General features: G+C 44.4%; 19 protein-coding genes and 1 tRNA gene. 12 read left to right on the top strand and 8 right to left on the bottom strand.

Translation table 11 applies throughout. From position 1 onward, the window contains the following. Positions 1–116: 116 nt before the first annotated feature. The 3 genes from ABDK00_RS12875 (at position 117) to tpiA (ending at position 2,551) form a co-directional block, all read left to right on the top strand. The gene (locus ABDK00_RS12875) at positions 117–365 is read left to right on the top strand and encodes a type B 50S ribosomal protein L31 (RefSeq protein WP_346236991.1); all 249 of its coding nucleotides are present in this window, start codon (positions 117–119) and stop codon (positions 363–365) included. A 150-nt stretch (positions 366–515) separates the two neighbouring features. Then, positions 516–1,793, top strand: a complete 1,278-nt coding sequence (locus tag ABDK00_RS12870; RefSeq protein WP_346236992.1) for a putative sugar nucleotidyl transferase — start codon at positions 516–518, stop codon at positions 1,791–1,793. After that, positions 1,790–2,551 carry a triose-phosphate isomerase gene (gene tpiA, locus ABDK00_RS12865; RefSeq protein ID WP_346236993.1) on the top strand — a complete coding sequence of 254 codons (762 nt, stop codon included), beginning with the start codon at positions 1,790–1,792 and terminating at the stop codon, positions 2,549–2,551. The genes ABDK00_RS12870 and tpiA overlap by 4 nt, the downstream gene beginning before the upstream one ends. Positions 2,552–2,633: 82 nt before the next feature. Here tpiA and ABDK00_RS12860 read toward each other — a convergent pair whose 3' ends face one another. The 5 genes from ABDK00_RS12860 to ABDK00_RS12840 all read right to left on the bottom strand — a co-directional run bounded on the left by ABDK00_RS12860 (position 2,634) and on the right by ABDK00_RS12840 (position 8,773). After that, on the bottom strand, positions 2,634–3,500 hold the full coding sequence (locus ABDK00_RS12860) for a sugar phosphate isomerase/epimerase (protein WP_346236994.1): 867 nt from the start codon (positions 3,498–3,500) through the stop codon (positions 2,634–2,636). A gap of 73 nt (positions 3,501–3,573) precedes the next feature. After that, positions 3,574–4,455 carry a hydroxypyruvate isomerase family protein gene (locus ABDK00_RS12855; RefSeq protein WP_346236995.1) on the bottom strand — a complete coding sequence of 294 codons (882 nt, stop codon included), beginning with the start codon at positions 4,453–4,455 and terminating at the stop codon, positions 3,574–3,576. Continuing rightward, on the bottom strand, positions 4,445–5,683 hold the full coding sequence (locus tag ABDK00_RS12850) for a nucleoside permease (RefSeq protein ID WP_346236996.1): 1,239 nt from the start codon (positions 5,681–5,683) through the stop codon (positions 4,445–4,447). The genes ABDK00_RS12855 and ABDK00_RS12850 overlap by 11 nt, the downstream gene beginning before the upstream one ends. Positions 5,684–5,700: 17 nt before the next feature. After that, positions 5,701–6,975: an MFS transporter gene (locus ABDK00_RS12845; protein ID WP_346236997.1), complete on the bottom strand. Its 1,275-nt coding sequence runs from the start codon at positions 6,973–6,975 to the stop codon at positions 5,701–5,703. A 154-nt stretch (positions 6,976–7,129) separates the two neighbouring features. Continuing rightward, the gene (locus ABDK00_RS12840; RefSeq protein WP_346236998.1) at positions 7,130–8,773 is read right to left on the bottom strand and encodes a CTP synthase; all 1,644 of its coding nucleotides are present in this window, start codon (positions 8,771–8,773) and stop codon (positions 7,130–7,132) included. A 340-nt stretch (positions 8,774–9,113) separates the two neighbouring features. On the opposite strand from ABDK00_RS12840, the gene ABDK00_RS12835 reads away from it, so the two are divergent. The 3 genes from ABDK00_RS12835 to ABDK00_RS12825 all read left to right on the top strand — a co-directional run bounded on the left by ABDK00_RS12835 (position 9,114) and on the right by ABDK00_RS12825 (position 12,027). Then, positions 9,114–9,749 carry a peroxiredoxin-like family protein gene (locus tag ABDK00_RS12835; protein ID WP_346236999.1) on the top strand — a complete coding sequence of 212 codons (636 nt, stop codon included), beginning with the start codon at positions 9,114–9,116 and terminating at the stop codon, positions 9,747–9,749. A 71-nt stretch (positions 9,750–9,820) separates the two neighbouring features. After that, positions 9,821–11,617: a PAS domain S-box protein gene (locus ABDK00_RS12830; protein WP_346237000.1), complete on the top strand. Its 1,797-nt coding sequence runs from the start codon at positions 9,821–9,823 to the stop codon at positions 11,615–11,617. Beyond that, the gene (locus ABDK00_RS12825; protein ID WP_346237001.1) at positions 11,614–12,027 is read left to right on the top strand and encodes a response regulator; all 414 of its coding nucleotides are present in this window, start codon (positions 11,614–11,616) and stop codon (positions 12,025–12,027) included. Before ABDK00_RS12830 ends, ABDK00_RS12825 begins: the two co-directional genes overlap by 4 nt. Here ABDK00_RS12825 and proC read toward each other — a convergent pair. Then, the gene (proC, locus tag ABDK00_RS12820) at positions 12,024–12,818 is read right to left on the bottom strand and encodes a pyrroline-5-carboxylate reductase (protein WP_346237002.1); all 795 of its coding nucleotides are present in this window, start codon (positions 12,816–12,818) and stop codon (positions 12,024–12,026) included. The two genes, ABDK00_RS12825 and proC, sit on opposite strands and share 4 nt — an antisense overlap. A 72-nt stretch (positions 12,819–12,890) precedes the next feature. Further along, positions 12,891–15,122: a phosphoribosylformylglycinamidine synthase subunit PurL gene (gene purL / locus ABDK00_RS12815; protein ID WP_346237003.1), complete on the bottom strand. Its 2,232-nt coding sequence runs from the start codon at positions 15,120–15,122 to the stop codon at positions 12,891–12,893. 300 nt (positions 15,123–15,422) lie between these two features. Between purL and ABDK00_RS12810 the strand changes: the two genes are divergently transcribed. After that, on the top strand, positions 15,423–17,612 hold the full coding sequence (locus ABDK00_RS12810; protein WP_346237004.1) for a glutamine synthetase III: 2,190 nt from the start codon (positions 15,423–15,425) through the stop codon (positions 17,610–17,612). A gap of 48 nt (positions 17,613–17,660) precedes the next feature. On the opposite strand, the gene ABDK00_RS12805 is transcribed toward ABDK00_RS12810, so the two are convergent. Further along, positions 17,661–18,863, bottom strand: a complete 1,203-nt coding sequence (locus ABDK00_RS12805; protein WP_346237005.1) for an NAD(P)-dependent oxidoreductase — start codon at positions 18,861–18,863, stop codon at positions 17,661–17,663. A 227-nt stretch (positions 18,864–19,090) separates the two neighbouring features. Between ABDK00_RS12805 and ABDK00_RS12800 the strand changes: the two genes are divergently transcribed. From ABDK00_RS12800 to ABDK00_RS12780, 5 genes are all read left to right on the top strand, one after another. Continuing rightward, positions 19,091–19,174, top strand: a tRNA-Leu gene (locus ABDK00_RS12800). A gap of 303 nt (positions 19,175–19,477) precedes the next feature. After that, on the top strand, positions 19,478–19,924 hold the full coding sequence (locus tag ABDK00_RS12795) for a helix-turn-helix domain-containing protein (protein WP_346237007.1): 447 nt from the start codon (positions 19,478–19,480) through the stop codon (positions 19,922–19,924). 85 nt (positions 19,925–20,009) lie between these two features. Continuing rightward, positions 20,010–20,477 carry a PIN domain-containing protein gene (locus ABDK00_RS12790; RefSeq protein WP_346237374.1) on the top strand — a complete coding sequence of 156 codons (468 nt, stop codon included), beginning with the start codon at positions 20,010–20,012 and terminating at the stop codon, positions 20,475–20,477. Between the two features lie 451 nt (positions 20,478–20,928). Then, complete coding sequence (locus tag ABDK00_RS12785; RefSeq protein ID WP_346237008.1) at positions 20,929–21,219, top strand: helix-turn-helix domain-containing protein; 291 nt, start codon at positions 20,929–20,931, stop codon at positions 21,217–21,219. A 155-nt stretch (positions 21,220–21,374) separates the two neighbouring features. Next, positions 21,375–22,466, top strand: coding sequence for a HipA domain-containing protein (locus ABDK00_RS12780; protein WP_346237009.1), 1,092 nt, complete (start codon positions 21,375–21,377; stop codon positions 22,464–22,466). Positions 22,467–22,497 lie beyond the last annotated feature (31 nt).

Here is a 22,497-nt window from a genome sequence, read left to right as displayed (position 1 = left end):
TTCGCTTTTTACCAGTAATTCTCTTAACTTTGCACCTCTCTGAAGCAGGCCTTCAGGCTAAAATTAATTTATAACCGGTACGGCAAAATCCGTACAACCTTAAAAATCATAAAGTTATGAAGCAAGGTATCCATCCTGAAAATTACCGTTTCGTGGTTTTCAAAGACATGAGTAATGGTGATGCTTTTCTGGGCAAGTCGACTGCCAATTCCAAAGAAACCATCAAATGGGAAGATGGCAACGAGTATCCTGTAATTAAATTGGAGATTTCAAGCACTTCTCACCCTTTCTTTACCGGTAAAAATATGCTGGTTGACACTGCAGGACGTATCGACAAGTTCAAAAGGAAATACGCCAAAAAATAAGTTTCAACAAGAAATTGATAAGTTATTAAAACCTTGCTCCGGCAGGGTTTTTTTATTGATGACACTGCAGTTTTGTAAAAAAGCCGGTTCGTCCTTCTCCTAACTTGGTTTTCATCTTCACATCCTTTTGTCCTATCTTTCGCCGTAGTTATGAAGCAGCTTATATTTACGCAGTCCGGTTGCAATATTTGGCAATTATACCCGTTTTCATTAACGAGGCGGCTGCAGGATTTCAGGATTGGCGCGCTGACAAATCGTGAAAAATGGGAACGTAGCCTCGGATTAAAATCTTTTGATTTGAAGGGGGAAAGCCTTTTACCTGATCCGGGCCCTGTTATTTCTTGGGAAGAATTGGATGGCGCTGCGCAGGTGTATCTGGTTCGATGCGATTTACTGCCGTCCAGGGAATTAATCGCCCAGATTAAAGAATTAAAGCAGGGCGAGGCGCTGGTATCTGAGGACGAAATACCCCTGGTGCGGTTCATTACAAAAAAGTATATTGATAACAATGGCAAGCCCGCGCCGGCTAAAAGGCAGATAGTCGCTAAAGACGCCGCCAGGATGGAGTTTGCGCCATGGCTGTGTAGCCTGAATAAAAACGCGCTTTTATTCGATATTGATTTACTGGTTCAGCATAACGATTTTAGTGCGATTGAGCAATCGAACGGCGTGAGCAGGCCGCAGGATATTTTTATAGAGAAAGGCGCCGTGGTTAGGCATTGCTTTATCAATGCGGATGAAGGGCCGGTTTATATTGCAAAAGATGCATTGGTGATGGAGGGTACTTGCATTCGGGGCCCAGTCTTCATCGGGGAAAAGGCAACTGTAAAAATGGGCGCTAAAATTTATGGCGCCACAACGATCGGGCCTCATTGTGTGGTTGGCGGGGAAATTAAAAATTCCATATTTTTTGCTAACTCTAATAAAGCACATGACGGGTATTTGGGCGATTCGGTCATTGGCGAATGGTGTAATCTTGGAGCCGGCACCTCCTGTAGCAACATGAAAAATAATGTGGGCTATATTCATCACCATTTAGGCGATACGATGTTTATGTCGGGCAAAAAAAGCGGCGTGGTGATGGGCGATTTTAGCAGAACTGCCATCAACACATCGATAAATACGGGAACCATCGTGGGTGTGAGTGCGCATGTTTTTGGTAATGAACTTACGCCGAAATATATTCCCGCGTTTAGCTGGGGATTTGAGTCTTTTCGGGAAGCGGAATTTCCGGAACTATCTCAATTTCGTGTGACGGATGAGCCAGAAAAAATAATAAAAAAGTATAAGTTTGCCACTTACGACTTAGAAAAAGCATTACGCGATGCAGATGCCTGGAAACAATTGAAGGGAGCCGTATTAACAGCGTCAGAGAAACAAGTGCTGACAGATATTTATAATAAATTCAATAAACACAATAAAAAATGAGAAAACAAATTGCAGCAGCAAACTGGAAAATGAATTTGACTTACTTGGAAGGACAACAACTTTTGGGCGATATTTTGGAAAACGACCTGGGAAGCAAAGTGCACCACGAAGTGATATTCGCGGTTCCTTTCCCTTACCTCATTATGGCAAAGGAAAAGACGACTTCCCTGAAAAATTATTTCATTGCCGCTCAAAATTGCAGCAATAAAAAATCGGGCGCTTATACCGGCGAGGTGTCGGTAGATATGTTGGATTCGATCAATATCAAGCATTGCATCATCGGCCATAGCGAAAGAAGGGAATATTTTAAAGAAAGCAATCAGATGTTGGCAGAGAAACTCAACCTGTTGCTGGAAAAAAATATTACACCGATCTTCTGCTGCGGAGAGCCCTTAGACATCCGCGAAGCGAATACGCAAAACTCATTTGTTGAAACGCAGTTAAAAGAATCTTTGTTCCATTTATCTGCCGACGAAATCAAAAAAGTGGTCATCGCTTACGAGCCCATTTGGGCCATTGGAACCGGTAAAACAGCTTCGACCGAGCAGGCCCAGGAAATGCATGCACACCTGCGCTCTGTTTTGGCCAGCCAATACGGTGCGGAAGTAGCCGATGAAATTTCTATTTTATATGGAGGCAGTGTAAAAGCCAATAACGCAAAGGAAATTTTTGCATGCCCCGATGTAGATGGAGGTTTAGTGGGTGGCGCATCTTTAGTCGCGCTCGACTTTATTGAAATTATCAAAGCGCTGAAATAATCAGACAAACGTTTAGTAAAAAAAAGATGTAGCCAAAATATACGCTACATCTTTTTTTATGAGTAAGGTTGAAATCGTTGCTTTAGAATACCAATTGATTGAGATAGGCAGCGCCTTCTTTCACGCATTGGATGGGTTCTTTTTCATACGCTTCCTGCTCTAATATATAATGCTGCATGCCTAAGTTTTTGGCCTGTGCCAAAATCGATTTATAATCGATCGAGCCTTTGCCTACGATACAGCTTTGGTTTTCTTCGCCGGCTCTTACGCGCGCATCTTTTTTTCGGTCTTTGATATGGCATAGTTTAAAACGCCAGCGGTATTTTTTCATCCATTCCACCGGGTCTTCGCCCGCAGTTACCACCCAGTACATATCCATTTCAAAATCGACCAAAGCGGGATCCGCGTTCGTCATCATAATATCCTGCGGGAAAGCCCCATCCTGAAGTTTGAAAGAATAATCATGATTGTGATAAGCGAAGCGTAACCCGTTTTTACGGCAAATTTCGCCCGCCTTGTTAAAGCCTTCGGCTATTTTTTTATAATCATCGAGCCGGCGCTGTTTACCCACCCAGGGAGAGATTAAATAAGACATACCGATTTCGCCCGCCTCTGCCGCTTTCCGTTCAAAATCTTTGGTATAGTCGCAATGGCTGCTGGTGATTTTCATGCCGAGGCTGTCCATGTATTTTTTAAAGTCTGTGTTTTTCATGCCCCAGAACATGCCATCTTTGCCTTCGTAGCTTTCGATTTCTTTGTAACCGAAGCCCGCCAGTTGCTTTAAAATGCCTTTGGAATCTTTGGGCAGGTCGTCTCTTAAAGAGTAGAGTTGAATGCCCAGGTTCTTGATTGTCCCTTTATTAGCAGCCGCCCTGCCTCCGGCGCATGAAGTCAACATCATGCCCAAAGCCGCGCCGCTGCTTATCTTGAGAAAGTGTTTTCTGTCCATTTTGATACTTTTAATGTGGTGAAAGGTGATTTGTTAGCTAATACGTAATCGTTTTTGTAATCATGCTTCAGGGTTAAACATCGCAAACCCGCACGGCCGCTTCGAGCGCTTTAAACCTATCAGCATCGGTTTTTCCGGTAGGAATAAATTCCTGCGCCACATGCCCTTTAAACCCGGTATCGACAATAGCTTGCATGATCGCCGGGTAATAAAGCTCCTGCTGGTCGTTGAGTTCATGCCTGCCGGGTACGCCGGCGGTATGGTAATGTGCAATATACTGGTGGTTCGCTTTGATATTGGCGATGACGTTGCCTTCGTCAACCTGCATATGATAAATGTCATAAAGCAGTTTGAAGTTTTCACTGCCCAGCCTTTTGCAAAGTTCCACGCCCCAGGCCGTGTGGTCGCACATATAGTCTTTGTGATCAACTTTGCTGTTTAGCAATTCCATTACCAGCACCACACCATGTTTCTCGGCCAGTGGAAGTATTCTTTTCAGGCCCTCAACGCAGTTGTTGAGTCCCGTCTCATCATCCATGCCGCGCCGGTTGCCGCTGAAACAAATCAGATTTTTATAACCGGCTTTTGCCACCAGCGGGATGCCTTCTTCATAATCCTTCACCAGCGAATCGTGAAAGGCTTTGCCTGCAAACCCATCTACCAGGCTCACTTTGCCGGGAATATAACACATGCTGCAGGTGATGCCATGCTTTTGAATCGTAGGCCAGTCTTTGGGCCCTAACAGGTCAATAGCCGACAGGCCCATTTTTTTAACGACCGTACATAATTCTTCCAGGGGCACTTTGCCGAAGGTCCACTGGCAAACGCTGTGATTGATATTTCCTTTTAGTTTATCCATTTGTGTTTGATTGGCCGCCATGCTGCTTAATGGCGAAAGGCCTGCAGCCAGAGAGCCGGCGGCAAGCGTTTTGATCATGTTTCTTCTATTTTGCATCTACTGTTTTTGTTTTATCGTTTTTAAAAACCACGGCGAATAGAAAGCAAACCACCGCCGCAATGCCCGCGGGTACCAGCCACACATTATGCCAGTAACTGTCTGAATTTTGAACCGATTTATAATGCTCCGTTACAAAACCGGCGATCCAAAACCCGATTAATTGTCCGACGCCGTAAGTGGCCAAAGTAATTAATCCCTGTGCAGAACTTTTATATTTTTCGCCGGCTTTTCCATCCGTATAAATCTGGCCGGCAACAAAAAAGAAATCATAACAAATGCCATGCAGCGCAATGCCAATGATCAGCATAAACGCCAATTCGCCGGCGTTGCCATAAGCAAATAAAAGGTAGCGGATGGCCCAGGCCAGCATGCCGACAAGAATCGTGTTCTTAAATCCAAATCTCCTGAAAAAAACCGGCAATAGCAAAAGAAAAAATACCTCAGACATTTGTCCAATCGTCATTTTTCCCGTTGGATTTTCTAGTCCAATGCCTGTGAGAAAAGGGTTGGCATTTTGATAATAAAACGCCAGCGGGATACAGATGAGGATGGATGAGATAAAAAAGATCAGGAAGTTTTTGTTTTTTAAAAGCTGTAGCGCATCGAGTCCCAAAATTTGAGTTAAGGACGCCCCGCCGCCCGCTTTTTTCGGAGGCGTTTTGGGAAGCGTAAAACTGAGCAGCCCCAAAACCAGTGATGCTGCCGATGCCATTAAGAATGTATTTCTTAAGCTATCTGTTGAGGTATTGTTTTGCTCATTATCCCAATGAAAAACGTAGCTGATGGTAAGCCCGGCTATGATCCAGCCAATGGTGCCGAAAATACGGATTGAAGGAAATTGCTTCTCCGGGTTTTGTATTTGCCGGAAGGACACCGAATTCACCAGCGCCAGCGTTGGCATATAAGCGATCATATAACCTAAGGCGTAGGGATAAAATGAACCAGCGGTTTCTGATTGATACATCATATACATTAAAACAGCGCCGATGAGGTGTAGCACGCCCAGAATTTTTTCTGCGTTGAAAAACCTGTCTGCGATGAGGCCAATGATAAACGGGGCGATAATGGCGCCCCAGGACTGGCTGGAAAATATATTGGCCGTTTCGAGGCCGTTAGCGTTGAGGTTGGTGCCCAAATAGGTGCCAAGTGTTACAAACCACGCCCCCCAGATGAAAAACTCCAGAAACATCATGGAGGAAAGTTGAAGTCGAATAGATGGTTTCATGTTTTATATTCGATTGATTAAATAGTTGCCCGTTGTCTTTGGCGCATATATAAATTAAGGCCAATAAATGCTGCGATTAAAATAACAGGAATAATCAGGGTTGTGTTGATGATTTCCGGCCCGGCAGCTTTGTTGGCTTCAGCCAGGGCCAGCTTCATATCGGGTGTAGCTTCGGCTGAATTATACAGTTTCAGATCAGCGCCGGCAGGTAGTTTTTCAGCAATCACGCGATCGTAAAATCCACCCATAAACATCATGTAAACAGATACGGCGAACATGCCGGCGCCACCCATAAGGTTCAGCCCCACGGCCCCGGTTTTGGGTAAATATTCTGCAACAAACCCCAGCATCGTGGGCCAGAAATAACAAACACCTGCACCAAATATGAGTGCGCCGATAAATATCGTATTGCCGCTCGAATTGCCTAAAAGATAGAGGCCAACCGTGGCTACAATGGCCGACATGAGCAACACACCCTGAGGTGCAAGTTTCTCCACAATAGGGCCGGCGAAGGCACGGCCGATCACCATAACGCCGGTTGAAACGGTTAATACCAGCAGGGCATTATCTGTCACATTTCTTAACAAAATATCGATCCACTGGCCGGTAAACAATTCGGTAATAGCGGTGCCAAACATACAGATCAGCATAAAGATAAACAGCGGTTTGCCCAGCGACCGATACATTTCTGCGGTCGAAACGCCGCTTGCTACGCGCTCTGTAACGGGAAAGTCTCTTTTTGAAAAAAGAAAGCCATAGATAAAGGCAGGAATTAACATCATCGCCATCTGCATTTGCCAGCCAATCGCGGCTTTATTAAAGAAATAAACAATGAGCGTTCCTAAAACAATGCCGCCAGGAAACCAAAGATGGAAATGGTTGAGCTTTGTCGTTTTGTTTTCAGGAAAAAGCGCGGTAACCAGCGGATTGCAGGCTGCTTCCACGGTGCCGTTCGCAATGCCTATTAACAGGGTTGAAAAAAATAAATTCCAGAATGGGTTGCCAAATGCGCCTGCAAAAATGGTCAGCAGAATGCCTAACAAATGAAAGATAAAAGCAAACAGCAGCAATTTTTTCATGCCGATGATATCTACCACAAAACCGCCTAAAACCACTGCCAACGGGAAGCCCCAAAACGCTGTGGCGGCAATCGTACCCAGCTCTGCGTTGTCGAGGCCAAAGTCGGTGCCCAACTGGTTCAGGATACCGGCCCTGATGCCGAATGATAAGGAAGTGACCAATAAAGCCAGACAGCTTGCCACAAAAAGTTGAGACCTGTTAATTGTTTTCATACTTGCATCGCAATTTTATAATGGAAATGATTTATGGATAAATGTAGTAATTATATAGATAAAAAATAGGTTGGTAGCAGATTTTATTAATTCATGAAAAACAAAAAGGCTCCTATAAAGAGCCTGATTGTGTATATAGTAATATATATCGAAATTATAATTTTGCCATTTCCGGTTTTTGTGCGGCCGGCGTGGCGGTACTGCGTGCAATGGCAGCTTTTACAAAATGAACAAAAATAGGCTGTGGATTTTCAACCGTACTTTTCAATTCGGGGTGGTATTGCGCGCCTACGAAGAAAGGGTGCCCTTTTAATTCAATAAATTCAACCAGTCCGCTATCAGGGTTTTTCCCACTCGCGATCATACCTGCCTTTTCAAATGCTTCGAGATATTTATTATTAAACTCCCAGCGGTGGCGATGCCTTTCGGTAATGGTCTCCGATCCGTAAATTTCATAAGCGAGGCTGTCGGGCCGGATAGCGCAGGTATAAGATCCCAGTCTCATGGTGCCGCCTTTCTCAGTAACCAGTTTTTGTTCTTCCATTAAATCAATAATAGGTTCTGTAGCGTTCTCGTCCATCTCCGTAGAGTTGGCAGCTGTAATGCCCAGTACGTTTCTGGCAAATTCAATTGCTGCCATCTGCATGCCCAGGCAAATACCGAAGAATGGCAGTCCGTTTTCACGCGCATATTTTACGGCGGTTATTTTTCCCTCGATACCCCGCAGCCCAAACCCCGGCGCTACCAACAATCCTTCGAGGCCTGCCAGTTTCTCTTCTACGTTTTCATCGGTTATATATTCGCTGTGCACATTTACAATTTGCACCTGGCATTCGTTCACCGCGCCGGCATGCACAAAGGCTTCCAGTATCGATTTGTACGCATCCTGCAGCTCCAGGTATTTTCCGATCAATCCAATGCGGACCACTGTTTTAGGGTATTTTAGCTTGTCAAGAAAAGTACGCCATTTAGACAGTTCGGGTTCGTTATATCCCGTAATATTCATTTTCTTAAGACAGGTTACGTCGAGCTTTTCACGAAGCATTGCCAAAGGCACTTCATAAATCGTAGACTGATCGGCGGCTTCGATAACGGCTTCCTGTTTTACATTACAGAACAATGCAATTTTTCTCTTCAGCTCTGGCGTCAGCGGCCGTTCGGTTCTGCAAACAATAATGTCGGGACTAACGCCTTCCTGGCTCAGCATCCTGACGCTGTGCTGCGTCGGTTTTGTTTTTAGTTCTTTGGCGGCTTTCAGGTAGGGGATATAAGTTAGATGAATGACCACCGTATTTTCTTCCGGCAGTTCCCATTGCAACTGGCGAATGGCTTCAACAAAAGGCAGGCTTTCAATATCGCCGATGGTACCGCCGATTTCGGTAATAACAATATCATAGTCGCCGGTGTTGCCCAGCTCCATCATGCGGCGTTTGATTTCGTTGGTAATATGGGGCACCACCTGAACGGTTTTCCCTAAATAAGCGCCCTCGCGTTCTTTGTTGATTACGGTTTGATAAATGCGGCCTGTTGTCACATTGTTTGCCTGGGAAGTGAAAATATTTAAAAACCTTTCATAATGCCCCAGGTCAAGGTCGGTTTCAGCGCCGTCTTCTGTGACGTAACATTCTCCATGCTCGTAGGGATTTAAAGTTCCCGGGTCAATATTAATATAAGGGTCAAATTTCTGAATGGTCACTCTAAAACCGCGCGCCTGCAACAGCTTCGCCAGCGACGCCGCGATAATACCTTTTCCCAAAGAGGAAGTTACACCACCCGTAACAAAAATATACTTGGCCATACCAAAAATGATTTAAGCAGCATGAGTTCAAAGGACGCCCCACGGGAATCCAATGCCATGCAAACAATAATTATAACTTAAAAATACTAAATGAAAAAACTCAAAGCGACCGACAGAAAATAACCGACGAGGAAAATTTTTGAGGTCGCACAAAGGTATTAATTTTCGCCGGATAAATGAAAGACCAGTTTCTATTTTTATCAACCGATGATGCAAATCATGATCTTTCACTGATGCGGCGGGCCTTACAGGGTTAGATGACAAAAATTCCTTTCCTTTGTAATCTTTAACGCTGAGTGACACATCGTTAAAATTTTAGAATAAGTATAAAACGCTTTGCATGATTTTTAAGTTGATCCCGATAAGGTTTGCCGTCTTTTTTTGTTGCCTGATGAATGTGTTTAATGTTACCGGCCAGGAATATCAGGCGCCGGCGCAGCCGCAGGAGGTCAAACCGCTTTTTATCGGCGAAACTATTGCAGATAAAAAATTACCCGATGCCAACGGCGCGTTGGTCGATTTGGGACAGGCTTTTAAAAACCGGCCGACCATCCTTGTATTTTACCGGGGCGGCTGGTGCCCTTATTGCCAGGTGCAATTGGCGGGTTTACAGAAAGCATTTGCCTCGCTCGACTCAATCGGTTATCAGGTTTTTGCCGTGAGCACCGATAGCCCTAAAAATATGTCAGAAACAATTAAGAAAAGAAAACTGTCTTATACGCTGCTTTCCGATGCCGATTTGGCGCTGGCGGAGCATTTAGGGATTGCTTTTGTGGCGCCCAAAAATTATCATTCATTTTTAACAGAGGCATCCGGTGGAAAAAACACCAGGAATCTGCTACCGGTGCCCGCGGTTTATATACTTAATAAAAAGGGCGAAATCAAATTTCAACACATTGATCCCGATTTCAAAGTAAGAATGGGCCCCGAGCTGATTTTATCGGTTGCGAAAGCCTATTGGCCGGAAGTGCAATAGCGTCTTTCGGGGCGATCGTTTGCGGCCTATTTTTTTGGGTATATTTTATTCTGAACCATTTTGTTGACAGGTTGAAAAATTATATAACAGACTCAGCAAAGGATGCGATCCTGGGGATAAGCCTTTCAGGAAAGATTGCTTATGCCAATATTGCGGCATTGGGACTTTTTCAGCCCGAGAACAAAAATGAACTTTTACTAGGGCGGCCGTTTCACACGGTGTTGTCTCCCGAACATCACGAAGCGTTTGAAATGATTATGGAGCGCCTGACCTTCGCCGAAGCGATCGAGCCCGTAAAAACTGAGATCGTTTTATCCAATCGTTCCAGAAAATTTGCCTTTATTCAATACGCCACCATTCTTGATGAACACGAAAGGATTGTTGGTTTCTCAGCCGTGTTGAGGCCCGTGAGCCAAACGTATAAACTGGCGAGTAAGGCGCAGGCCCTGCTCGAGACGGCGCCAGACGCAATGGTGATCGTCAATAAATTGGGCCAGATTATCCTCGCCAACGCGCAAACCGAAAAATTATTTGGATATACCAGAGATGAACTGTTAGGACAGTATGTAGAGATGCTGATGCCGACACCTTTTTCGACCCATCATCAGGGCCACCGCGACAGCTATTTTAGAAACCCTACGAGCCGCAATATGGGAAAAGGCTTAGAACTGTTTGGCCGGCGTAAAGACGGTTCCACTTTTCAGGCCGAAATTTCCTTAAGCCCTTTAAAAACGGAGGAAGGGACGTTTGCGTCTGCTGCTATTCGTGATATTACCGAAAGAAAACGCGCGGAACATATGTTTCGAGGTCTTTTGGAAAGCGCACCCGACGCCATGGTGATTGTAAGCCGGGATGGCCTGATCCAACTGGTAAACACGCAGGTGGAGAATATTTTTGGATATGAGAAAAAAGAATTGGTAGGTAAACCGGTAGAACTATTGATTCCCGAACGGTTTCGGGGAAATCATAAAGGGCATCGCGACCATTTTTTTTCTAATCCGAAAGTGAGGCCGATGGGTGCTAATCTCGAATTGAAGGGGTTGAGAAAAGGCGGCGCAGAGTTTCCGATCGAAATATCATTAAGTCCGCTGGAAACCGACGAAGGCGTGCTTGTAAGCGCTGCGATCAGGGATATAACCGATCGCGTCGAAGCCCGCAACGTGTTAACTGTAAAAAATCATGAGCTTGAAAATAAAAACCGCGAGCTGGAACAGTTTGCCTATATCGCGTCGCACGATTTGCAAGAGCCCTTAAGAACGGTAATGAGTTTTGTGGAACTGCTGGAAGAAGATTATGGCAGCCATTTCGACGAGCAAGGCAGCCAATATTTAAGTTTTATCAGGGAATCGACAGAAAGAATGAGCCGGCTTATCAAAGCGCTATTGGATTATTCACTTATTGGAAAGAATAGCGAACTTTCAGAAGTAGACTGCAATCTCATTGTGTCGTCGGTGATTAAAGACCTGGCGGCTAAAATTAAAGAATCAGGAGCGGCTTTTGATATTGGTGCATTACCGGTAGTGAAGGCCTACCGTACCGAATTGAGACTATTGTTTCAAAACCTGATTGCCAATGCACTTAAATTTAACGAGCCGGGCAGGCCGCCGATTGTGGCGGTCGAATGCGTTGAGGAAGAAGGGTTTTGGCGCTTCGCGGTAAAAGACAATGGCATTGGCGTGAAGCAGGAATACGAGGATAAAATTTTCCGGATTTTTCAACGCCTGCATGCCCGCAGTAGCTACGAAGGCACGGGCATCGGGCTGGCGCATTGCAAGAAAATTGTAGATTTGCACGAAGGCACTATAGATGTCCATCCCAACGAACCTTATGGAAGTATTTTTACATTTACCATCTTTAAAACGCTATGAATACCGCAATTAAATTGAACTGCGTAGTACTGATCGATGATAACAAGGCAGCTAATTTTATTAACACAGTCATTTTAAATAAACTCGACTGTGCCAAACATATTAGAAGTTTTGAAAGTGCGGAAGAAGCGTTCGACTACCTGACGAAAAAGGAGGATGGTTATATGCATCCCGATCTTATTTTCCTCGACATCAATATGCCCAAAATGGATGGGTGGGAGTTTGTAGAGAAGTTGTCTAATGATTCCAAAACATCCGATCTTCACGTGCCGATTATCATCCTGACTTCCTCTTCCAATCCTGCGGATTTAAACAAAGCCCAACTGTTGCCGGAAATAAAAGAATTGATCAACAAGCCCCTCAAACGCGAGACGGTATTAGCGATACTCGAGAAGTATTTTAGCAATTAATCTTTGGCAATTTTCTTATAACTCGTAATCACGCCACGTATCAGCGAGGAACTAAACCCGCGGTGTTCCATTTCGTTCAGCCCAACAATAGTGCACCCTTTTGGAGTGGTCACCTTATCAATCTCCTGCTCAGGATGGCTGCTATTAGACAGCAGTAGTTCCGCCGCTCCTTTCACGGTTTGCGCCGCAATGAGGCTGGCGGTTTTAGCGTCAAAACCAATTTCGATGCCACCCTGGATATTGGCCCTCACATATCGAAGCGCGAAAGCCGTGCCGCAGGCGCCCAGCACCGTGGCGGCATCCATAAGTTTATCATCGATGACGCAAACTTTTCCAACCGTATTAAACATTTTGGTTACAAACTGAACCTGTTTGTCCGTGGCGTTTTCATAGCTGATGCAGGTCATACTTTCCTGGATGGCCACAGCCGTGTTGGGCATGGCGCGAAAAACAGGCAGTTCCGCTTTGGCCATTTCTTTGAGATCGCTGACCGTGACGCCGGTGATAACGGAAATCAGCATATGCTTTTTAGTCAGCGCGGGCGCAATCGTTTTCATGATGCCTTCGATCTGGAAGGGTTTTACTGCCAACAGAATAGTTTCATTAGCCGCTACTGCCTTCAAATTGTCGTCTGTAATCTTTACGGTTTTCGGAAGATCACCTTTTAATGTCGAGATATTTCGTTTGGTGATGGTGATATCAGAAGGGTTGGAGAAGTCGCTTTTAATCAAACCCTGAGCAATGGCAGTTCCCAAATTGCCGCCGCCGATGATCGCTATTTTTTGAGCCACTGTTTTTGTTTTAAAGATGTCGAAATGAAACCAGCCGCCTGCCTATCGAAGCATTGAAGCTGCGTGCGCATTTTATAAAGTACCCAATGCTTCCGCGGCGTTTTCCCTGCTTAAATATTTTTCGATGGCGGTGTCGTAAGTATGCTGCCATTTTTCAATATCACCCCAGTTTTCACCGTCTATATTCACAATACTGTTCGTTACTGCGCCGATTTTTGCAAAAGGAGCATCGCCCAACGCTGCTTCAAATGCATGCACCTGATCTGCTGCTACGGTAACCACCACGCGGCTTTGCCCTTCGCCAAAGAAAAATGCGTCTTTCCGAACGCCGGCAATATGCGAAACACTGAAGCCCAGCTCGTTTACAAAGCCGCTTTCACAAAGCGTTACAAACAACCCGCCTTCACTGATATCATGCGCCGACCGGATCAGCTTTTGGCCAATGAGAGAAGCTACCAGGTTTTGTAAGGCAAACTCTTCTTCCAAATCGAAGTAAGGCGCCGGCGATTTGGTCACGCCATGAATATGATATAAATATTCTGATGAATTGATATCGTCGGTTTGCCGGCCCAGCACATAAATAACATCCCCTTCCTGTTTAAAGCCCAGGGTCATTTTATTATCGATATTTTCCAACAGACCTACCATGCCAATGGTAGGAGTGGGGTTGATGGGGCCATCGGGGTTTTGGTTATAAAAACTTACGTTACCGCCGGTCACCGGTGTATCAAATTTGCGACAGGCGTCGCCCATTCCTTTTACGGCATTTACAAACTGGTAGTAAAGTTCTGGGATGTACGGATTGCCAAAATTGAGGCAATTGGTCACGCCGAGCGGCTGTCCGCCACTGCAAACAATATTCCGGGCCGCTTCGCTCACCGCAATCATAGCGCCTTTATAAGGGTCGGCATATACATAACGGCTATTGCAATCCGTTGTCACAGCAAGGCCTTTGTTAGTTCCTTTCACACTGACGATAGCTGCGTCCGAAGGGGCGTTGGTGGAAGTATTCACCGTGCCTACCATGCTGTCATATTGGTTGAAGATCCATCTTTTCGAAGCGATGGAAGGCAGCGAAACCAGTTTTTCTGCAACCGCTTTTAAATCGCCCGGCTGCTTGACGGATGAAATGTCAAAAGCGTTCAGCTCTGCCAGATAAGCGGGTTCTTTATAAGCTCTTTCATATTGGGGAGCGCCGCCGCCTAATACCAGTTCTTCAGCCGGAATGGAGGCTTCCAGTTCGCCATTCATATAAAAATCAAGCAACCCATCGTTGGTTACATGACCGATCACCGAGCAGGGCAGGTCCCATTTTTCAAAAACTGCTTCCACTTCTTTTTCGCGTCCTTTTTCAGCTACCAGCAACATGCGCTCCTGGCTTTCGCTAAGCAGCAGTTCCCAGGCTTTCATGTTTTGCTGGCGCGTGGGCACTTTTTCCAAATCGATTTTCATGCCCACGCCGCCTTTTGCGCTCATTTCTGCGGTGGAACAAATAATGCCCGCCGCGCCCATGTCCTGCATGCCTACCACGGCGCCGGTTTTGATTACTTCAAGGCAGGCTTCCAATAGCTTTTTTTCCTGGAAGGGATCGCCTACCTGAACGGCGGGCAGTTCCTGCACACTATCTGAAGTAATATCTGCAGAAGCAAATGAAGCGCCGCCTATACCGTCTTTGCCGGTGGCGCTGCCTACAAACATCACCGGGTTGCCCTCGCCCTCGGCTGTAGCCGAAACGGTCTCACCTATTTTTACAATACCAACGCTCATGGCGTTGACCAGTGGGTTGGTATGATAACAGTTGTCAAAATATATTTCCCCGCCCACGGTAGGCACGCCGAAGCAGTTGCCGTAGTGGCCGATGCCATGCACCACGCCCGCTAATAAATGTTGTGTTTTCGGTTCTTCAAGCCGGCCAAAACGCAGCGAGTTCAGAGCGGCGATAGGGCGCGCCCCCATGGTAAAAATATCACGGTGGATACCGCCTACGCCGGTTGCAGCACCCTGAAAAGGCTCCAACGCCGACGGGTGGTTGTGCGATTCGATTTTAAACACGACGCCCAGGCCATCGCCGATATCCATCAAGCCCGCATTTTCTTCACCAGCGGCAACCAGCATTTTACCGCCTTCGCGCGGCAGGGTTTTCAACCATTTAATGGAATTTTTATAACTACAATGCTCGCTCCACATAGCGGAGAAAGCACAGAGCTCGTTGAAATTGGGCATCCTGCCCAGCTTTTTTTGTATTAACTCAAACTCTTCGGCTGTTAATCTTAGTTGCTCTGCGGTTTTTACTGTTATTTCCATGAATTATTGCTTAAAGCGTAGCGCTAAAAAGGTATATAATTTAGACTGGGTTCCCTTTTAGCTTTAAAAGCAGCAAATCTACAAACTCCTTATAAAAGAACGATTCATTATTTTAAATTATCAGAAATAAGAAATGCGGGAATGATGAAGCCGTGAAAATTGGGTTAAAATATTTATTAATATGTTTATTTTAGCTATTTTTGGTTAAATGAATGTTTATTTTTGTAATAATTACAAATATTTTTAATAAAACCATTAATAAATAATATATTTGCGCACAATTAAAACAAACTTATCACGATGTCTTTAAGAATTTCTGCACTTTCAAACATCCCTGCTACGACAGATGAGTTGGGGAAAATAACGCCAAAAATCACCACGGTGTTTGGCTCTCATGTATTTAACCTTAAAACTGCGAGGGAATATTTAAGTGATGACGCTTATAAAAGCATCGTTGCTTCGATCAAATCCGGCCAAAAAATCGACAGAAACGTAGCGGCTAATATTGCCAATGGCATGCGCGCCTGGGCGGAAAGCAAGGGTGTAACACATTTTACACACTGGTTTCAGCCTTTAACCGGCACGACGGCAGAAAAGCACGATTCTTTCTTTACTTTAAAAAGTGACGGTACGCCCATTGAAGAGTTTGACGGCGCTGCTTTAATTCAGCAGGAGCCTGACGCGTCTTCTTTCCCTAACGGAGGTTTGCGCGCTACTTTTGAAGCCAGGGGTTATACCGGTTGGGATCCTTCATCTCCTCCCTTTATTATCGAAATCGGTCATGGCCGTACGCTTTGTATCCCTACAATTTTTATTTCTTACACAGGTGAGTCTTTAGATTATAAAGCGCCTTTATTAAAATCAATCGATGCTTTAAATAAAGCAGCTGTTGATGTTTGTAATTTCTTTGACAGAAATGTTACGCGCGTAACACCAACTTTGGGTTGGGAGCAGGAATATTTCGTGGTGGACGACGGTTTATTTAAAGCAAGGCCCGACCTTATCATGTGCGGCCGCACTTTATACGGACATAATTCTGCTAAAAATCAGCAGCTGGAAGACCACTATTTCGGATCCATTCCGGAAAGAGTTTACGCTTTTATGCGCGATTTTGAAAACGAGTGTTATAAATTAGGTATTCCTTTAAGAACGCGCCACAACGAGGTAGCGCCGGCTCAGTTTGAGTGTGCGCCTATTTTTGAAGAAGCCAACCTGGCGGTAGATCACAATACCTTATTGATGGATGTGATGACGCGTATTGCGTTGAGGCATGGCCTGCGCGTATTGCTTCATGAAAAGCCTTTTGCGGGCATCAACGGAAGCGGTAAGCATAACAACTGGAGTATCGCCACAGATACCGGCGTTAATCTTTTAGCACCCGGCAAAACCCCCAAAACCAATTTGATGTTCCTTACTTTCTTTGTAAACACCATCAAAGCGGTTCATGATTATGCTGATGTTTTAAGAGCGTCGATTGCTTCTGCTCCCAACGACCACAGGCTGGGTGCCAATGAAGCGCCTCCTGCCATCATCTCTGTGTTTATCGGTGAGTACTTAACCAAAGTGCTGAACGATATCAAACAAAGGGTAAACGATGATATGGACGAGCAGGATGAAAGCATGCTGAAGCTTGATATCCACAAAAACATACCGGATCTTTTATTAGATAATACCGATCGTAACCGTACCTCGCCTTTCGCTTTCACCGGCAATAAGTTTGAGTTCAGAGCGGTAGGTTCTACTGCCAACTGTGCGAGCCCAATGACGGTGCTGAACACGATCATGGCGCAGACGCTTAAAAACTTCAAATCAGAAGTAGACGGATTGATCGAAAAAGGTGAGAAAAAAGAGATTGCGATCATGCAGGTGATCAACGACTATATTGTAAGCAGCGAAAAAATCCTGTTTGAAGGTGATGGCTATAGCGAAGCATGGGAAAAAGAAGCAGAGAAAAGAGGATTGCCCAACCTGAAAACAACGCCTTTGGCGCTGGATGCGATGGTGAACGAGAAAAATACCGATTTGTTTGTAAAAAATGGTATCTATAGCAATTCTGAACTTCATGCTAGGCACGAAATCGAGCTTGAAAAATACATTAAGAAGGTACAGATCGAAGGCCGCATCATGGGTGAGATGGCTACCAGTATGATCCTTCCTCCGGCGATCCGCTATCAGAATCTGCTGGCAAAAAATATCAAAGGATTGAAAGAAGCCGGTTTGAGCGAAGAAGCTTACGCCAATCAAAAGCAAATTCTTGATAAAATATCAGAGCATATCAATAAAGCGAGCGACCTCGTGGAGCAAATGATCGAAGCCAGGAAGAAAGCCAATGCCATCGAAAATACACGCGAGAAAGCGATCGCTTACGAAGCAGATGTTAAAGCTAAATTCTTTGATCAGATCCGCTACCACGCCGACAAACTGGAGCTGTTGGTGGATGACAAAGAATGGTACCTGCCCAAATACCGCGAACTATTATTCTTACGCTAAGCGTACGATATATTATTTTATACAGGCTGCTCTTTCGGGCAGCCTTTTTTAGTGGGATACGTACTCTTTCAGATAGCTGAAAGAAGGGCATAAAGAGCCATTGGCGGCAATGGTAGCGCGTTGCAGTGTTGGGCCGCGATCTGGCTTCAGCAGCTCGTCTAATACGAACTTGATGAGTTGCTCGCCGAAGTAGCGGCTGGCGTCTCGTGGTAGTTCGTTGGGCAGGTTTCCGACCGCCACGATATCGATCGAGCCGGGCTCATAGGGCGCCGTCACCTTAAGCGTGCCGCGGTCTACACCATAAACCGGCGTTTCGATGCTGCCACTGGTCAGGTTGATGGGTACTGAGCCTTCTTTATCGTCAGAAATATCGGAGATGGTTTGAATAATAAAATCATCCGCTGCAATATCGGTGGATTGAAAAAGGCGTGGAATGGGAGGTTCCCAATAAATGCCATTGAGCAAAATATCGGTTTGAGAAGCGTAGGGCAGAAACCTGCATTGGTATTGGTGGGGATGGGCGTGAAAGTCGGCCCGGCTGTAGCCGCCCGTAGCCTGATGGGCATACAGGTCGCGCCCCTTGAGTTGCGTATAAACAGGGTAGGCGAACCGGCGGGTGAGGTATTCGTCGGGTTCTACTTCATGGAGCCCCATCAGGTTCATGATTTCAGTAAGTCCGTGGGCCACACGGCCACTGCCGGTAAGGGCCACTTTAATATTGGGCAGCCGCAAACCGAAATAGGTATGGATCAGTTCTTTAAAACTTTTTTGGCGATACACCCTTTCGAGCTCAAAGAGGCCGGTGCGCGCGCCATAGGCCATCATACCGTTGTGAGCGCCGACGATGCCGGCAAAAAAACCGAAGCCGATCATGCGCTGGCCGTCGTCGTGTTCGAGGCATTCGTAGTCGATTAGCGTAATTTTTTTGTCGAGGATAGCCTGTAGCAGCGCTTTGTTGTGGGGTTGTTTTTTTTTAGTATGCGAGAAAAAAAGGTAGGTTTTTTCAGGGATCAGCTGCTCCTTCGGCACTTCTTTGATGCCTAGGAGCATGTCGCACGCGCTTAAATCATCGGTGAGGGTGGCGCCGGCGCGCTCATACTCGAAGTCTTTATAGCAGCGCGTTGCGGAAGGCTGCACCAGAATGGCCAGTTGGGGCCGGTGATGGAGCAGCCACCGGCACTGGTGGGGCGTGAGTGCGACCCGGTTGTCGGTGGGTATTTTTTCTTCTTTTATGATACCGATTGTAATCATCTACCTTTGCGTTTGACTGTTTTCTAAGTTACCTTAAATATTTTAGAATGGGCCGGCTCGGAAAAATCATGGTGTTAATTTTAAAGTGGTTGCGGCCAAAGAAAAAATGCTGCAAATAGCGGGGCAATGGGCCAAGCCGCGCGATGCGTAATATTTCTTAAGAATAAAACAGAATGATTTGATGTATTTGCCCAAAAAATCGTAATATTGCAGCCGCTTGGAAACAAGCCCAGATGGCGGAATTGGTAGACGCGCTAGACTCAAAATCTGGTTTCAGCAATGGAGTGCAGGTTCGATTCCTGTTCTGGGCACACAACCACCTTTTTTAGGTGGTTTTTTTATGTCTGAAAGTTCCGTAAATGCGATACAAAGTGAAATAAAGCGCAGCGCCTTGCAGGCTATCTGTATCAGAGGTGTTTTCAGCATTAACGAAAAGCAACTGAACGAGTACATAGAGCAGTAAACCACTCCATTAAAGATATCGTGTTCTTCGGATTTTACTGTCTGATCGCCAAATACTTAAAATATGCAGGTTGTATAAAGCATACTTTTTTGACCGTTTCGTTTATTTCGTTTAACTTTGATTGCAAAGTCCTATTACTAATAATAAAATCATGGAGAACTTAGAAAAAATCAGCAAGGCTGAGCAAAAAGTAGCTTTTGAGTCCTATGATGCTTTAGTCTCTGTTATCGAACAATTAAAATCTAGTGACCCCGAAATCGAGATAGAAGAAACCGGGGAAAAGATAAAAATACCTATTAAGGCATTGAAATTCTTAGGGGAAATGCTAAAAGCGATGAGCAAGGGTAAACTTATTTCTTTAGTGCCTGTTGCAACAGAAGTAACTACACAACAAGCAGCAGAAATGTTAGGATGTTCGCGGCCTCATCTAGTTAAACTTTTGGAAGACGGTGTGATCAACTTTACTAAAGTCGGAAAGCACAGGCGGATTAGATATGAAGATGTTCGACATTACAGGAAGAAGATGAAAGAACAGCAAAAGCGCCATATCGTAGATATTATGAACTTTGACGAAGAAGCGGGTTTGTATGATTCATAGCGTCAGGTTTATTGCGGTATTAGACACTAACGTAATTTATCCGGTCGAGATAAGGGATTTGTTGTTTTAGTTTGCATACTATGATCTGTATACGCCGAAATGGAAGGAACATGCATTTGATGAGTGGCGTGATGTTATGGTTCGTAAAGGAGTTAATCGTGATGAAGCTACAAAGCGCGTCGATAAAGCTAATTGGGCTTTTCCTGATGCCCGTGTTACAAAGTACAGTGGTTTAATAGAAGGATTAACTTTACCTGATCCGGATGATCGTCATGTTTTGGCAGCTGCAATTAAGTGTAATGCAAATGTTATTGTAACGAATAATCTTAAAGACTTTCCGGCAGATTACTTACAGTCTTTTGGGATTGACGTTAAATCGGCAGATGACTTTCTCACCGACATCATTGACTTAAACCAAAAAAGAGCTATTAAAGCGTTTAAGGAATTAGTGTTAAATAGGAAAAGCCCTGCCATGGATGAATATGCGGTTTTAGACAGGTTAAGAAGAATAGGCTTACCTGATACCGCAAATTACATTCACGCTCTTATTTAGCGTAGCCTTTCGATTCACGCTGGCTCCCCTTAAATTATATTCATATCAGTAGTCATTCCGTTTGCTTTTGGGTGTATATCCCAATCGGGAGATAAGTGCTACCATGTCCGCTTTTTCGCTTCACGGAAGATCATTGCTATCGACATAGAATAGAAATTAAGTTAGCAAATATTACATGATCGATTAGCACCATGCAGATGCCAACAGCTTTCTCTATCTGATTAAAGCATAACAAGTATCTTTTGCAAGATGTTGTCGAAATAAAATGAATGAACATTGGACCTCTATTTTTTAGAAGGCCATTTTATTTAAGGAATTCTTATCATATATAATATTTGATTCTTCACGCCTTTTGGCACAAGCTATCTAAAACCGAAGCACAAAAACTAAATGATATGTTTGTTATTTCAGTCAAAATAGGTAATTTTGTACGGAATAACATTCATTTTTTATGAAGAAGAAAAAGCAAATTGTTTTTCCTAAATATAATCAACTGTTAGAGCAAATGGGTGAGCATATTAAACTCGCACGAAAACGACGCAAGTTGACTACTATCCAGGTTGCAGAACGTGCAGATATAGCCAGGTCTACATTATATCTGATTGAAAAAGGTGATGCAAGTGTAGCTTTCGGAGCCTATTTTAATGTACTTAGAGTCTTAGGATTGCAGGAGGATATATTAAAAATAGCCGCTGATGATAATTTCGGAAGGAAACTACAGGACCTGGATTTATTGAAATAAAAAGATGACCCAAAACAAATTCGATATATACGTTTATGCTCATTGGAAAGGAATGCCAGAACCTAAATCTGTCGGTGTACTCTCTGCACACTTTGCAAAGGGAAGGAAAGCATTTAGTTTTGAATATGATAAAACATGGATGAAATCAGCAACTATTGGACCCTGATATTCAATTCTTTTCCGGAACCCAATTTCCGGATAATAAAGAAAATTTTGGAATCTTCTTAGACAGCATGCCGGACACATGGGGCCGTACACTGATGAAAAGGCGTGTGAGCCAACAGGCCAGAGAACGAAACGAAAAAGTTCGAAATTTATATGACATAGATTTCCTATTGGGTGTTTATGACGAATGCCGTATGGGTGCGCTTCGTTTTAAAACCACTCCCGACGGGCCTTTTCTTGACAATAACAGTGAAATGCCCACCCCTCCTTGGTCTTCTATTCGCGAATTGCAGCATGCTGCCTATAGCTTAGAGAATGATGAAGAGAATGACGAAGTAAAAAAATGGCTGGCTATATTAATAGCTCCGGGTTCCTCATTGGGAGGTGCAAGGCCTAAAGCTAATATACTGGACGAAGAAAAGGAACTATGGATCGCAAAATTTCCTTCTAAAAATGACACGATTGATAAAGGTGCCTGGGAATACCTGGCTTATGAGTTGGCCATAAATGCAGGAATTACCATGAGTCCATGCAGGATAGAAAAAATAGCAGGCAAACATCATACATTTTTCACCAAGCGGTTTGACAGAGAGCAAGGCGAACGCATCCATTTCGCGTCCGCTATGACAATGACAGGTAATAATGAAGACACTATACGTGATACACCTGCGAGCTATCTCGATATTGCAGAGTTTATCAGCAATTACGGAGTAAACATTGAAGAAAATTTACACCAGTTATGGAGAAGGATTATTTTTAATATTGCGATTTCTAATACCGATGACCACTTAAGAAATCATGGGTTTATTTTAACGGATGATGGATGGATCTTGTCACCAGCTTACGATTTAAACCCATCTATTGATAAAAACGGCTTAGCATTAAATATCTATATGGACGGCAATGCACTGGATTTTGAAATAGCCAAAACTGTTGGCGGTTTTTTCAGGCTTGATCAAAAACAAATGAATCAAATTATTGCCGAGGTGTTAGATAGCGTTAATACATGGGATAAGGTTGCAGGTAGGATAGGTATTACAAGAAAAGAACAGTATCTAATGAGTGGGGCATTTAAAATATAAGCAATGTATATATTGTAACATGAGCGCCGAT

It is taken from the genome of Niabella insulisoli (assembly GCF_039652435.2).
Lineage (GTDB): Bacteria > Bacteroidota > Bacteroidia > Chitinophagales > Chitinophagaceae > Niabella > Niabella insulamsoli.
Note: the sequence above shows the minus strand (reverse complement) of the source record. Positions and strands in the feature narration are given on the sequence as shown.

Coding starts and splice junctions, on each gene's coding strand:
- ABDK00_RS12805 (WP_346237005.1), bottom strand. CDS start 18,863: ATGATTACAATCGGTATCATAAAAGAAGAAAAAATACCCACCGACAAC.
- ABDK00_RS12875 (WP_346236991.1), top strand. CDS start 117: ATGAAGCAAGGTATCCATCCTGAAAATTACCGTTTCGTGGTTTTCAAA.
- ABDK00_RS12845 (WP_346236997.1), bottom strand. CDS start 6,975: ATGAAAACAATTAACAGGTCTCAACTTTTTGTGGCAAGCTGTCTGGCT.
- ABDK00_RS12810 (WP_346237004.1), top strand. CDS start 15,423: ATGTCTTTAAGAATTTCTGCACTTTCAAACATCCCTGCTACGACAGAT.
- ABDK00_RS12795 (WP_346237007.1), top strand. CDS start 19,478: ATGGAGAACTTAGAAAAAATCAGCAAGGCTGAGCAAAAAGTAGCTTTT.
- ABDK00_RS12860 (WP_346236994.1), bottom strand. CDS start 3,500: ATGGACAGAAAACACTTTCTCAAGATAAGCAGCGGCGCGGCTTTGGGC.
- ABDK00_RS12835 (WP_346236999.1), top strand. CDS start 9,114: ATGATTTTTAAGTTGATCCCGATAAGGTTTGCCGTCTTTTTTTGTTGC.
- ABDK00_RS12850 (WP_346236996.1), bottom strand. CDS start 5,683: ATGAAACCATCTATTCGACTTCAACTTTCCTCCATGATGTTTCTGGAG.
- ABDK00_RS12825 (WP_346237001.1), top strand. CDS start 11,614: ATGAATACCGCAATTAAATTGAACTGCGTAGTACTGATCGATGATAAC.
- ABDK00_RS12855 (WP_346236995.1), bottom strand. CDS start 4,455: ATGCAAAATAGAAGAAACATGATCAAAACGCTTGCCGCCGGCTCTCTG.
- ABDK00_RS12870 (WP_346236992.1), top strand. CDS start 516: ATGAAGCAGCTTATATTTACGCAGTCCGGTTGCAATATTTGGCAATTA.
- ABDK00_RS12840 (WP_346236998.1), bottom strand. CDS start 8,773: ATGGCCAAGTATATTTTTGTTACGGGTGGTGTAACTTCCTCTTTGGGA.
- ABDK00_RS12785 (WP_346237008.1), top strand. CDS start 20,929: ATGAAGAAGAAAAAGCAAATTGTTTTTCCTAAATATAATCAACTGTTA.
- purL (WP_346237003.1), bottom strand. CDS start 15,122: ATGGAAATAACAGTAAAAACCGCAGAGCAACTAAGATTAACAGCCGAA.
- tpiA (WP_346236993.1), top strand. CDS start 1,790: ATGAGAAAACAAATTGCAGCAGCAAACTGGAAAATGAATTTGACTTAC.